General features: G+C 73.7%; 8 protein-coding genes. 1 reads left to right on the top strand and 7 read right to left on the bottom strand.

From position 1 onward, the window contains the following. Nucleotides 1-198: 198 nt before the first annotated feature. Nucleotides 199-888 carry a response regulator transcription factor gene (locus DEI91_RS03975; protein WP_111051031.1) on the bottom strand — a complete coding sequence of 230 codons (690 nt, stop codon included), beginning with the start codon at nucleotides 886-888 and terminating at the stop codon, nucleotides 199-201. After that, complete coding sequence (locus DEI91_RS03970) at nucleotides 885-2,198, bottom strand: sensor histidine kinase (RefSeq protein WP_111051030.1); 1,314 nt, start codon at nucleotides 2,196-2,198, stop codon at nucleotides 885-887. The genes DEI91_RS03975 and DEI91_RS03970 overlap by 4 nt, the downstream gene beginning before the upstream one ends. A gap of 176 nt (nucleotides 2,199-2,374) precedes the next feature. Between DEI91_RS03970 and DEI91_RS03965 the strand changes: the two genes are divergently transcribed. Next, the gene (locus tag DEI91_RS03965; protein ID WP_111051029.1) at nucleotides 2,375-2,734 is read left to right on the top strand and encodes a hypothetical protein; all 360 of its coding nucleotides are present in this window, start codon (nucleotides 2,375-2,377) and stop codon (nucleotides 2,732-2,734) included. 232 nt (nucleotides 2,735-2,966) lie between these two features. Here DEI91_RS03965 and DEI91_RS03960 read toward each other — a convergent pair whose 3' ends face one another. The 5 genes from DEI91_RS03960 to DEI91_RS03940 all read right to left on the bottom strand — a co-directional run bounded on the left by DEI91_RS03960 (nucleotide 2,967) and on the right by DEI91_RS03940 (nucleotide 11,710). Then, nucleotides 2,967-6,431: an SdrD B-like domain-containing protein gene (locus tag DEI91_RS03960; RefSeq protein WP_111051028.1), complete on the bottom strand. Its 3,465-nt coding sequence runs from the start codon at nucleotides 6,429-6,431 to the stop codon at nucleotides 2,967-2,969. A 118-nt stretch (nucleotides 6,432-6,549) separates the two neighbouring features. Further along, nucleotides 6,550-8,580, bottom strand: coding sequence for a potassium transporter Kup (locus DEI91_RS03955; RefSeq protein ID WP_258374281.1), 2,031 nt, complete (start codon nucleotides 8,578-8,580; stop codon nucleotides 6,550-6,552). A 106-nt stretch (nucleotides 8,581-8,686) separates the two neighbouring features. Then, a complete protein-coding gene (locus DEI91_RS03950; RefSeq protein WP_111051026.1) occupies nucleotides 8,687-9,361 on the bottom strand; it encodes a response regulator transcription factor in 675 nt (224 codons plus the stop codon). After that, nucleotides 9,358-10,749, bottom strand: coding sequence for a sensor histidine kinase (locus tag DEI91_RS03945; protein WP_111051025.1), 1,392 nt, complete (start codon nucleotides 10,747-10,749; stop codon nucleotides 9,358-9,360). Before DEI91_RS03945 ends, DEI91_RS03950 begins: the two co-directional genes overlap by 4 nt. Next, nucleotides 10,736-11,710 (bottom strand): CPBP family intramembrane glutamic endopeptidase, encoded by a 975-nt coding sequence (locus DEI91_RS03940; protein WP_111051024.1) that lies wholly within the window; start codon nucleotides 11,708-11,710, stop codon nucleotides 10,736-10,738. The genes DEI91_RS03945 and DEI91_RS03940 overlap by 14 nt, the downstream gene beginning before the upstream one ends. Nucleotides 11,711-11,830 lie beyond the last annotated feature (120 nt).

Here is an 11,830-nt window from a genome sequence, read left to right as displayed (position 1 = left end):
GGCGACGCCGTCATGGGCGCGGAGACCGTCGCCCAGCGCGCTTCGTGCCGGACGGGAGGCCCGTCGCGGCCCCGCCACGCGCCTCCCGGCCCGCCGTCCGCACGCGCGGCCACCAGGGCGGGCGGTCATGCCCGGGGACACCGTTCGGCTTCGCGTGTGCGGATGGTGTCGCTCAGCGCGGACCGTGCCGGTCGACGGCTACGCGGACCAGTCCGGCCGGACGAAGCCGCTCTCGTAGGCGAACACGACGGCCTGCACGCGGCTCGTCGCCCCGACCTTGGCGAGGACGCTGCTGATGTGGGTCTTCACGGTGGCCTCGCTGATCCAGAGGTCCTTCGCGATCTGCGCGTTGCTCGCGCCGCGGACCAGGGCACCGAGGACCTCCCGCTCCCGGACGCTCAGGGCGGCGAGCGCCGACGCGTGTTCGGCCGGCGGGGTCGGCGCTGCCGGGCCTCCGGTGGCAGGGGCCGTGAGCAGCCGGTTCTCGAGCAGGGCGCGGGTCATCGACGGCGCGATGAGGGTGTCGCCGGTGTGGGCGGCCCGGACCCCGGCCGCGATCAGGTCCGGGCCGGCGTCCTTGAGCAGGAAGCCCAGCGCACCGGCACGGACCGCGTCCAGCAGGTACTCCTCGTCGTCGAACGTGGTGAGGATGACGACGGCGCCCGCCGTGCCCGCGGCCACGATCGTGCGGGTGGCGGCGATGCCGTCGAGCACCGGCATCCGGACGTCCATGAGCACGACGTCCGGGCGGAGCTCGGCGCAGACCGCGACCGCCTCGGCGCCGTTCGGGGCCTGTCCGACCACGGTCAGGTCCGCCTCGGCGTCGACCATCATGCCGAGTCCGGTCCGGACGACCGCCTGGTCGTCGACGATCACCACGCGGATCACGGGGCCACCACCTGACGGTCGACGGGCACGGGGGCGGGCTGGGTCGACGCGCGGCCCGGCACCGTCGGGGTCGCGACCACAGCCGGGACCGACGCTGCCCCACGGACATCACGCGGGGCCTCCAGCACGACCCGCCAGCCGCCGCCGTCGACCGGGCCAGCACCGAGCACCCCACCGATCGACGCGGCACGCTCCCGCATGCCCCGGATCCCGGCCCCGCCCGCGGCGAGCGCCGGCACCCTCGGACCGCCGGCGGCGCCGCCGTCATCGAGGACCTCGAGGCGGATGCGGTCCTCCGTGGCGGCGAGGGTGATCCGGACCGAGGAGCCGTCGGAGTGCACGAGGGTGTTCGTCAGGGCCTCCTGGCAGACGCGGAGCACGGCGAAGTCCTGCATGACGCCGAGGCTGCCGGGCACACGGAGGTCGACCTCGACACGGACGCCCGTCGCGCGCACCCGTTCGGCAGCGTCCTCGATCGCACTGCGCAGCGACACCGGGGCGTCGGTCGTCCCGCCGTCCCCGCCGGCGCGGAGCACCCGCACCACCTTCCGCATCTCGGACAGCGCCTGCTGCCCGGTCCCCGCGACCCACGAGGCGTACTCGGCGAACTCGGCCTGGTCGGCGACCCCGACACGCACGAGGGCCTGCGACCGGACGACGATGGCGGCCATGTGGTGGGCGACGACGTCGTGCACCTCACGGGCGACGGCGGTCCGCTCCTCCGAGGCGATGCGGGCGTGGTCGGCCTCGCGCAGACGCACGAGCTCCTCGTTCCGGCGCTGCAGGACGAGTTCGGAGCGTCGACGCCGAGCGGTCGCACGGCCGAGGAACGCGCATGCGACGAGCAGGATTCCCATCAGGACGATCGTCGACCAGTCCGCGTTGCTCGACCACACCCGCCAGTCACCGAGCACGGCGAGCCAGTCCCGGACGGGGACGGAGGTGAGCGGCAGGAACATCGCGAGCACGGTCGGCACCGCTGCGACGGCGAGCACCACGAGCACCCGACGGCCGGCGGCACACGCCAGGTAGACGGCGATGACGAGCGGGATGAGGCGGACCTGGAGGACGTCGAACGTCCACGACGGCCACGCCACGACGACACCGACCCCCACGAGCAGCGGGTACGGCAGTCGTTGCCCCACGGCGATGCACGCCGCGACGAGCAACGCGGTCAGGCGGTAGTCGTCGAGCCGGGTCGGGTACCACCCGGCTCGGTGCAGCCCCTCCATCGCGACCAGGGCGGCCCCGAGGAACGCAACCCCCGCGAGCGCGGACCGCGCCGCCGGCGGGATCGACAGAGGACGCATGGCGAGAGGCTAGCCCCCGCAGAGCGCCTCACGCCTCCCCCGAAGGTCGGAGTCACCGGTGGGGACGATCAGTCGGACGGCCGGGAGGGCCCAGTCGGACCACCGATGCGGCCGACGTCCGCCTCGTCGCAGGCTGGGACCACCGCACACCGCGGCCCATCCGACGGGAGCACGTGATGCAGAAGAAGACCGCAGCCACCCTGACCACGCTGGCCCTCATCGCCGCGATCGCCGCCACCGGCGTGGCCGCTGCGACCGTCGCGGGACCGGAGGCGACGGGCACGACCGACGGCACCGTCAGGACGGGCGGGGTCTCGACGGTCGTGCAGACCACGGCCCCGACGACCGACGACGACGGCTGGCAGGGGCAACTCCCGGACGCCGACCGGTTCCGCACGCTCTCCGACGCCGAGCAGCGGGCCGTGTTCACCCGCGTGGACCGTCTCATCGGGGACCTCCGCGGGACGGGGGACGGCGCCGGACTCGTCGCCCAGCTCAGCGGGTACCGCGGCGAGATCGAACGCGCTCGCGGGTGACCGCGCGACCCGGCGACCAGGCGACCCGGGGACCCGGCGTTCCGGCGATCCGGCGATCCGGGGCCCGGGGCCCGGGGACCCGGGGACCCGGCGTTCCCGCGATCCGGCGATCCGGCGATCCGGCGATCCGGCGACCAGCGACCGGATGCCCGGATGCCCGGATGCCCGGATGCCCGGACGAGAGGCGCGGGGCGGCCCCGCCACGCGCTCCCGTCCGGGCACGCCCGTCATCTCACCGACGGCGGACCCGGACCCGGTCCCGCCGGGCGACGACGATCGCCGCGCCTGCGCTGAGGAGCAGCAGAGCGACACCGACCAGCACCGGGAGACCGGCGGCCCCGGTGAAGGCGAGGTCACCCCGCCCGGGCCCCGCGCTGCCGTCAGCGCGCTCCGGGTGCCGCGCGTCCGCGGAGGCCGAGCTGTCGTGCCGACCCCCAGGTCCGACCTCCCCCGGCGAGCCGGTCCCGGCACCGGGCGTACCTGGTCCGTCCGGGCCGTCCGGCCCTCCGCCACCGCCCGCGTCCTCGTCCGGCAACAGTCCCGCGTCGACGGAGGTGGTCCGCTCGACGCCGTGGAGGACCCCCTCGGCCGTCGTCCGGCGACCGAGGGTGACCGTGGCCGTCCTACCGTCGGGACCCGCGTCCGAGTCGATCGCGTCGTCGTCGCCGATGTGCTCCCGGGTGAGGTGGCGCCCGTCGGGTGCGGCGAACGCGACGACGTAGGCGCCGGGACGGAGTCGACCGAAGTGGTAGCGGCCGTCCGCGTCCGTCGTCGTCCTGCGGTCGACGCGGTGCCCGTCGTCGTCCGTGCCGGTGAGCCGCACGTCGACGCCGCGGACGCCGGGCTCGTCCGGGTCCTGCAGCCCGTCACCGTCGAGGTCGGACCAGACCCGGTCACCGATCGCGCCGGCCACGACCCGGATCGACGCGCAGTTCGACCGGACGTCGAGGGTCAGGTTCGCCGAGCGGAGGCCGAACCGGTTCGCGTATGTGTCGCCGTCGTGTTCGCCTTCGGTCGTGAGGGCCAGCGTGTGGGTCACGGTGGTGCCGGGCGGGACGGGGGCCGACCGGGTGATGCGGAAGGCGGTGACGTCCCGCAGGGAGCCGGGGCACCCGTGGTGGCCGAAGTCCGCCTCGGCGCACCAGACGGTCGATCCGCCGGGCCGGTTCGACGCGTCGTCCCCGTCGAGCGAGACGTCAGCCGGCGCGGCGGCGGTGTACCGCACGGTCTCCCCGGCGCCGACGTCGACCGGGACCGGCCCGGCGAGGGTCGTGCGCCCGTGGAACGTCCCGTCGTCCGCACCCGCCGGGTCGGGCAGGACGTCGATGAGGTCGACGTCCCGCGCCGGTTCGGCGTCGGTGTCCGTGTAGTCGAGCTCCCACCGCAGCTGGTCGCCCACGACGACGACCGGTTCGACGGCCCGTTCCTCGACACCGACGCCGGCGGTGGTGACGACCTGCAGGGCACGCTCCGCCTGACGGAACCCGAGGTCGGAGGCATCCGCGGGCGACGCGATCTCGACCTGGTTCCGGATAGGCCCGGCGGGCGCAGCCGACGAGACCGTGGCGCGGTACGTGATCGGGGGGACGGGCACGTTCGGCTGGACGTCGTGCATCGTCCAGGTCAGCCGCTGGTGGGGATCGCCGTGCGGGTCCCGGACGGTGTCGATCGCCGGGGGCACCGACGCACTGTCCGGGACGTAGGCGGTGTGCAGCGGCAGGGTGTCGCGGACGGTGACGTCGGTCGGACGGCCGCGGGCGTTCCCGTTGGTCAGCGTCGGGTAGAGGGCGTACTCGACGGTGCCGCCTGGCACGGTCGCGCTGGTCTTGTCCGGGGTGTCGGCGGCGTCGTGACCGGTGTCGACGGTCTTCTTCGTGATCCTCGCGAGGTCCTCGGTGATGACGACGCTGTCCGTCAGCACACCGACGCCGAGCGCGGGGTCGGCCGTGTCGTGCACCCACCCGTGGTGACCTGCGCCGAACGAGAGGTGCCCGAAGTCCACCGCGCGGGTCCCGTCCGGCGCCGACAGGACCGTCACCCAGGAGTGCAGGGTCGCGGACTCCCCGCCCCGCAGGTCACCGACGGCACGGACGGCCCCGACCGCACCGATCCCACCGGGGACGTCCCGGGGCGAGTCGTACCACGGACCGTCGGCGTCGTCGCAGGTGTGCTGCTGTCCCTCGGCCGGCGAGGTCATGGCGTAGGCGGCGTACTGGACGCGGGCGTCGGTCAGTCCACTGACCCCCGCGACGACCGACGAGCCGCCGATGCCGGACAGGCGTTGCGTGGCCCGGTCGAAGGTGTCGCACAGCACGGCACCGCGGTAGGGCGTCAGTCCGTGGTTCTCCATGGCGACGTCACTGCGGAGTCGAGCGCCCGGCGTCGTCCACGGGTCGCCGTGCCGAGCGGAACCGGGGCGGACCGCGGCGCCGTCGCCGACGACGCGGTAGAGCCACTTCCCGCCACTGCCGTCGGCGAACTCCACGATGTTGCGCTCGGAGACGTTGTCGTCGGTCGGCTCGACACCGCCGGGGTAGTTCGGGGCGCCGCTCACTGAGGTGGTCTGCAACGGGGTGTACCGGTTGACGGAGCGCACGTTCGTGCCGTCGGGCGGTGTCGGCATCCAGAAGCTGATGTAGCCGCTGACGACGTACCCGATCTCGCCGCCCGCGATGGGACCGCCGTACTCGTTCTCCGTCGGCATGCGGTCCGGGTCGGTCACGGTCCCGGCGATCGTCACGTCCACGTCCTGCCCCGGGGCGCTCTGGCGGCAGGTGAACGTGCCCGAGTCCGCGACCGCACCGGCTCCGCCTCCGGTGCCGGCCGGCAGCCCGCCCAGGCCCGGCACGTCCGGGGAGAGCGGGCCGCACGCCGGCTCGTCCCCGTTCCACAGGCGGGCACCGGAGGGCAAGCCACCGAGGATCTGTGAGACGTCGTCGGTGAACGTCATCGGTCCGGCGCTCTTCTCGAAGCCGACCAGTCCCTGTCCGGGGACGACAGGTCGCCAGGCGACCGCGATGGGGTAGACGAGCTGGATCCCGCGTGCTCCTCCGGGGCCGGGGACGTCGGTCCGCAGGACCGACGCCTGGACCTTCTTCGACAGGTCGTACCGTGCGGCCGCGGACACGACGGTCGTCGGCGACGTTGCGGAGACCGGGTCGTTCTCGGCCTCGTCGGCGGTGCCGGTCCCGGTGACGCGGATCTCGTCGCCGTTCCGCAGGTCGGCGGAGACGTCGAGGACCGCGGGGACCGCGATCGCGTGCCCCTCGGCGATCGTGCCGAGGTCGCACGTCAGGTCCTGGCCGGAGACCATCGAGCCGCCACCGGTGCACGGACCGGGCACACCGGCCCAGCTGGTGCCGGCGGGCGCGGTGAGCGTGAAGCGCTCGTGGGCGCTGGGGCCACCCGTGGAGTTCATCGTCACGCGGTAGGTGACGGAGTCGAGCGTGCGGACGACGCCGTTGTCGTCGCGGGTGTCACCACCGGGGACGTCCTCCGGGGTGAACGGGCCGTTGCCGTCCTCCGCGACCTCGATCGCGAGGCCGACCACCGCGTCCGTGGCCGCATCCGCACGTGCCGCGGCGGGAGTCGTCGGAGCAGTCGATGCGACAGCCCAGGTCGGTGTCGCTGCGGTCAGGGCGAGTCCGACCGCCGTCACCGCCGTGAGCGCGGTGCGGAGGGGGATGTGTGGTCGCAAGAGGGCTCCAAGGGGGCGGGCACGCAGCTGTACCCGCATCTGATGTACCGGACATCACCCATCGAACCCCATCGGCGGCTCCTTGTCCGCTTCCCGGTATTCCGTATTCCACAACGGCTCAGACTTCGACGTCACTCCCCATCGTCACCGTGCGCCGGAGCGGCAGCCCGAACCGTGCGGCCGGGTCGGCGGCGTTGTGGGCCATCGCGACGAACAGCTTCCGTCGCCAGGACACCATGCCGCCCTTGCCCGACCCGGTCCGGAGCGCGCCGCGGGAGATGAAGTACGACGCCTCGGTCATGTCCTCCTGCGCCAGGTCGAGCACGCCGGCGGCGCACGCGGCACGCATGGCAGCGGGCAGGTCCTGGTCGTCGGAGAACCCGAACGTGATCGTGATGTGGTCGATGCCGTCCTCCGCGTGGCCGAGCTCGTCGCGCCTGAACGCATCGGACAGGGCCACGTGCGGGACGTTCGCGGTGAGGACGGACACGATGACGACCCGCTGGTGCACGACGCCGTTGTGCTCGACGTTCGCCCGGAGCGCGAGCGGGGTGGTCTCCTTGTTGGGGTGCGGGAACACGGCGACGCCGGGGACCCGCGGGATGTGGTCGGCGTTGACCGTGTCGATGAACTCCGACAGGGACCCCTCGCGCTTCCGCCGCTCCTGCTGCACGAGCTGGCGGCCGCGGTGCCAGGTCGTCATGAGGGTGATGACGGCGAGGGCGATGAGGAGCGGCACCCATCCGCCGTGCACGACCTTCGACAGGTTGCCGGCCAGGAAGGTGAGCTCGAGGCCGCCGAACACGACGGCGACGAGCACGAGCTTCCACGTCGCCCAGCGCCACAGGGGCTTCACGACGACGAGCAGCAGGAGCGTGTCGACGACGAGTGCCCCGGTGACGGAGACCCCGTACGCGGTGGCGAGCGCGGCCGAGGACCGGAAGGCGAGCATGATCGCCATCACGCCGATGAACAGCAGCAGGTTGACGGCCGGCAGGTAGACCTGGCCGCCCTCGCGCTTCGACGTCTGGCGGATGGTGAGCGGCGGGAGGAGCCCGAGCTGCACGGCCTGCCGGGTGAGCGAGAACGCGCCGGAGATGACGGCCTGGCTGGCGATGACGGTCGCCGCGGTGGCGAGGACCACCACGGGGATCTGCGCCCAGTTCGGGAACAGCAGGAAGAACGGGTCCTTCGTGGCCGTCGGGTCCTCGAGCACCAGCGCTGCCTGGCCCAGGTAGTTGCAGACGAGCGCGGGGAACACCACGAAGAACCAGGCCCGGAGGATCGGCATGCGCCCGAAGTGGCCCATGTCGGCGTACAGCGCCTCGGCACCGGTGATCGCGAGGACGACCGCGCCCATCGCGATGAAGGTGATGAACGGGTGCGCGAACAGGAACGCGATCGCCCAGGTCGGGGACAGCCCCTGCAGGACGCCGGGGTGCTCGACGATGTGCGGGATGCCGGCCACGGCGATGACGACGAACCAGAGGAGCATCACGGGTCCGAACGAGGCACCGACCTTGGCGGTGCCGAACCGCTGGACGACGAACAGGCCGACGAGGATGACGGCCGCGATCGGCACGACGAGGTGCTCGACCGACGGAGCCGCGGTGCCCAGGCCCTCGACGGCGGACAGCACGGAGACGGCCGGCGTGATCACGGAGTCGCCGTAGAACAGGGCGACACCGACGATCCCGATGACCAGGAACACAGTCGTCCCGCCCGGCCGGTTCGCGTAGAGCCGCCTGGCGAGTGCGGCGAGCGCCATGACCCCGCCCTCGCCGTGGTTGTCGACGCGCATGAGCACGAGCACGTACTTGATCGACACGACGATCGTGATCGACCAGACGAGCAGCGAGATGACGCCGTACACGTCCTCGGGGATGGGCCGGACGATCCCGCCGTCGACCGAGAACACCGTCCGCATCGAGTAGAGGACGCTCGTGCCGATGTCGCCGAAGACGACGCCGAGCGCAGCGAGGGCCAGGCCCGCCTTGCCACGGTGCCCACGGGCCTCCCGACCGGCGGGCTGCCGGGCGGCCGTCGCGGGGTGTGTGGCGTCGTCGCCGGGACCGGCGTCTCCGGGCTGGGCGTCGCGCGCAGCCGACGGCTGGTCGGACGACGGCGACGACGCGCGGGTCTCGGTCACGGCGGGCACTCCACTCCAGGCCGTCCGGGCGACGGCCGCGCCCATCATGCACCCGCGGAGTGACAGCGGAGCACCAGGCACACCTGACGCAGCGTCGAACGGCTGCTCACGCGTCCTGGTCCGGCACCGTGACGATGCGGTTCTGGTACGCCCACACCACGGCCTGCAGACGCGATCGGACGCCGAGCTTCGGCAGCATGCGCGCCAGGTGCGACTTCACGGTGGAGACCTCGACGACGAGCTCGGCCGCGATCTCCTCGTTCGACATCCCCTGCGCCAGGAGCAGCAGCACGTCCCGCTCCCGGGCGGTCAGCACGCCGTCGACCCGGTCCCCCGTCACCGGCTGCAGGCTCCGGCGCGAGGTGAACTCGCGGAGCACCCGCCGGGTCAGGGCCTGGTCGAGGGTGCCGTTGCCCGCCGCGACCTGCCGGACGGCGCCGATGATCGTGTCGGGCTCGGCGTCCTTGAGCAGGAACCCGGACGCCCCGGCCTCGAGGGCGCCGAACACCAGGTCGTCCATGTCGAACGTCGTGAGCATGAGGACGGGCACGGCGGGGTCGGCGTCCGGGCGGCAGAGTTCGCGGGCGACCTCGATGCCGTTCCGGACCGGCATCCGGATGTCGAGGACGGCGACGTCGGGCCGGGTGCTGCGGGCGAGCGCGAGCGCCTCGCCGCCGTCGGCGGCGATCCCGACGACCTCGATGTCCGGCTCGGCGTCGAGGAGCGCCGAGACGCCGGCCCGGACGAGCGGCTGGTCGTCGGCGACGAGCACGCGGATCACCGCGCCACCTCCTGGTGGTCGGCCGCCGTGTCCGAGCCGGGCTGGGCCTCCCGGCCGAGCCGCAGGGCGACCAGCCAGCCGCCGTCGTCCGTCGGACCGACCTGGAGGCCCGCCCCCACCAGTTCCGCCCGCTCGCGCATGCCGCGGAGCCCGTTGCCACCCGCGGGCGTGCTGCCCTGCGCCGGCACGGCGGCCGGCCCGTTCTCGACGCGCACGAGGAGGTGGTCGTCGGCGCGGTCGTCGATCGTGACGGTGCACGACGCTCCCGGAGCGTGCAGGGCCGCGTTCGCGAGCGCCTCCTGGACGGTGCGGTACGCGGCGAGCTGCGCGAGCGGGCCGACGCCGTCGCCGAGCGGACGACCGACGCGGGGCGCGCGGTCGGTGGCCAGGACGTCCAGGCGGACGTCGCTACGGAACCGTGCCCGTTCGACCAGGTCGACGATCCCGGCGACGGTCTCGACGGCACGCTCGGCGGGGCTGTCCTCGCGGAGCAGGCCGACCAGGCGGCGGAGGTCCTCGAGGACGGCGGTGCTCTGCTCCCGGACCTGGCGGACGCCCTCGTGGGCACGCTCGGGGTCGGTGTCGATCTGGCGGTCGATGACGGCGGACATGAGGGCGATCCCGGAGAGGTGGTGGGCGGCGATGTCGTGGAGTTCCCGGGCCATGGCGGCACGCTCGCGGGAGACGGCGGCGTCGATCAGGGCGTCCTGCTCCCGGTCGACCGCGGTGGCCTCGGCGGTGCGGGCGACGCGGACCTCGCGGCGGGACAGCACCACCAGGGTGACGAGCAGCGGCAGGCCGACGGCGCCGACAGCCTGCAGGACGCCCTGGCCGACCGAGGTCGTCAGGCCTTGGGTGAAGTCGGCACGGAAGCCGCCCGCGAGCACGGCCCAGATCGCCGCTCCCCCGATCACGACCAGCACGGCCGCTGCGGTGAGTGCGGGCCACAGCCGTGCGAGCGGGACGCGGAGTGCGGCGAGGACGACGGCCACCGCGACGGCGAACGGCGTGAGCCCGAAGAGCTCGAACGCCTGCGGGGCGAGGACGGCGACGAGCACCGGGATCGCCGCCACGACGACGAGCGTGGTGCGCGGTGCCCGGCGGGCGGCGAGCAGGGCGGCCGCCTGGGCGAGGAGCCCGACGGTCAGGACCGTCCACGGCGCGCTGCCGACGGCCGGGTAGCTGACGGTCTCGCCGACCGTGTCCGGGTCGGCGGCGTCGAGCGGCGGCAGGGCGAGCAGCAGACCGAGGGCGACCACGGCGGTGCCGAGCGCGACGAGCACGTCGGTGCGGCGCTCGCGGGCGGTGGCGGGACGCCGGGCGGGCGCAGCGCCCCCGGCCTCGGCCTCGGCCTGGGGGCGCTGCGCGAGCGGCTCAGCGGGTGCCATGCTGCGATCCTACGAGGGGCTCCGCCGACGGGATCGGGGCGTCGATCGGCAGCGCCCGACGTGCCGGGTCGTACCCGAGGTGCCCACGGGTCGCGATGAGCAGCACCACGGCCGTGATCGTCGACATGATCGTCAGGCCGATCATCAGCGTGCCGGCGGTCATGCTCGGGTACATCGTAGGGAAGAACGTCGAGATCGTGTTGTTCACGCCGACGTGCAGCAGCAGAGCGAGCGGCAGGCTCTCGCCCGTCTTGTTGAAGACCTGCACCATCAGGACGTTGAACGTGATGGTGAACAGGGCGAACACGACGGGCTCGCTCCAGTGCGCGTCCGGCCACCCGCCCCAGTCGCTGAGGTACAGCGGCATGTGCCACAGCGCCCACACCGGGCCGAGGATCGCCGCGGCACCGAGGCCACCGAAGCGGTGCTGCAGGCGGGGCAGGGCGAAGTCGCGCCAGCCCGGCTCCTCGCTCAGACCGGTGGAGAACAGCTGGATGACGAGGCCCGGCACCACGGCGGCGAACACGAGGGCGGTCGGTGCGTGCACGTCCCCGCCGGCGAACGGCAGCGCCGACACGATGATCAGGGCCGGCACGACGACGAGCGCCAGGGCGTACCAGTACCAGGCGACCCGCCAGCGGAACAGGCGTCCGACCCAGCGGCGGAGACCCGGGCGACCGTCGGCGACCGCGGTCACGATGAACGCGCCGCCGAGCGGGCCGAGCAGTGCGCCGGGCAGCACCCCGGTGAACTGCGCGCTGCCGAGGACCTCGGCGAAGTGGATGTCCCAGACGCCCATGCCGTGCGGCGACAGGATGTAGGGGACCCACGCGAGCCAGCTCAGCCCGAGTGCGAGGGTGAAGAACGACCCGAGCGGGTGCCGCGCGATGACGCCGCGGATGCCGTGCCGGTCCTGCGGGGCGGTGCCGGTCGTCGACCGGGCTTCGATGGTGTTCGTCATGACATCGACGCTAGGAACTGCGCCGCGCCGGGACGACCGGCCGAGGGACGCACCTGCGGGACTTGCATCGAAGGATGCAGGCCGAGGCCGGTGCGGACGGGAGGCGCGGGGCGGGCCCGC

The organism is Curtobacterium sp. MCBD17_032 (genome assembly GCF_003234855.1).
In the GTDB taxonomy this organism is placed as follows: Bacteria; Actinomycetota; Actinomycetes; order Actinomycetales; family Microbacteriaceae; genus Curtobacterium.
Note: the sequence above shows the minus strand (reverse complement) of the source record. Positions and strands in the feature narration are given on the sequence as shown.